The organism is Arthrobacter sp. HMSC08H08 (assembly GCF_001807575.1).
Lineage (GTDB): Bacteria > Actinomycetota > Actinomycetes > Actinomycetales > Micrococcaceae > Pseudoglutamicibacter > Pseudoglutamicibacter albus.
Map to the genome: position 1 here is coordinate 1 of NZ_KV789406.1, position 1,425 is coordinate 1,425.

Consider the following 1,425-nt stretch of genomic DNA (forward strand, 5'->3'; position numbering starts at 1 on the left):
TTAGTTGGACTGAGAAATCAGTTACCGACTAGTGGGGAGCAGTTTTCATTGAGAGCACGAAGTTCGCTGAGCGAACATCAGCGTGAGCAGTTGGTTGAGTGTTTCGAGCAAGGCATGGGTTATACAGCCGCTGCCAAGACTCTTGGTGTCTCCAAATACGCCGTCCGTACGCTGCGTCGTCGGTTTCAGCTGCATGGCAGGCTATGTCTTGTGGAGAAACCGACAAAGCAGCAGTACTCGTTCGAGATCAAGAAGGAAGTTGTCCAACGCCACCTTGCCGGCGAGACAAAGATGGATCTTGCCCGTGAATTTGGCCTGTCGTCAGACAAACTCGTCAAAGATTGGTCCCAGAAATGGCGTCAAGGCGGCGATGACGCGTTGAAACCGAAGCCGAAGGGCAGACCCAAAGGCTCGGCCTCACCGAAGCGGCTTACAGAAGAAGACAAGCTGCGCCGTCAGATCGCACGGTTGGAAGCGGAAAACGCGTATCTCAAAAAATTGCGGGACTTGAGGAACCAGGGACACGCCTGAAAGTCCAGGCGATCGTCATCCTCAAGTCACAGCATCGTCTGCAATACCTTTTGGATGCGGCAGGCATGCCGAGGTCGACGTTCTTCTACCACCAGAAACGCCTCAACGAACCGGATAAGTACGTGGCACTCAAAGACGCGATCCGGGAGTGCTTCGAACGGAACAAGCATCGCTACGGCTATAGGCGAGTCCTACTTGACCTGCGGAACCAAGGCTGGGTGGTCAACCACAAACTCGTGTACAAACTCATGCACCAGATGGGTCTTCGAGCCAAGATCCGCCAGCGCAGGCCATATGTTTCCTACACTGGGACGATCAGCCACATCGCTGACAACGCACTTGACCGCAGGTTCACCCCGGATAGGCCAAATACCGTCTTTGTCAGCGACGTCACCGAGTTCAGGGTCCAAGGCCGCAAGGTCTACCTGTCACCGGTGATGGACTTGTTCGATCGCTCTATCGTCGCTCACACCGTGGCTACATCACCGTCGACAGCGTTGACCACCGATTCCTTGTCCAAGGCAATCGCAGCGTGTGCACCTGAACCCGGGTGGATGATGCACACCGATCAAGGATTCCAGTACCAGCATGCCTCCTGGCGCAATCTGATCGGCGACAACGGTGGTGTTCAGTCGATGTCGCGTAAAGCCAACTGTTACGACAACGCGGTCATGGAGAACTTCTTCGGGCACTTTAAAACAGAGATGTACCACGGTGAAGTCTTCGACACGGTCGCAGAATTCAACCAAGCGATCGACGAGTACATCGGGTGGTACAACACCGAACGCGTCCAACAACGACTCAAGGGCCTGACCCCGATGCAATATCGGAATCAGACCCTTGAACCCCTCACCGCCTAGAATTAAACCAGTCCAACTTTCGGGGGCTAGTTCA

Annotated in this window: 2 pseudogenes; both read left to right on the top strand. The window is 54.5% G+C overall.

Annotated features, from left to right (window positions below):
* Positions 1 to 48: 48 nt before the first annotated feature.
* Positions 49 to 186 (top strand): annotated as a pseudogene (locus HMPREF3175_RS10650) (helix-turn-helix domain-containing protein); the annotation flags it as partial.
* Between the two features lie 15 nt (positions 187 to 201).
* Positions 202 to 1,391, top strand: a pseudogene (locus tag HMPREF3175_RS10200) (IS3 family transposase); the annotation flags it as partial.
* Between the last annotated feature and the right edge of the window lie 34 nt (positions 1,392 to 1,425).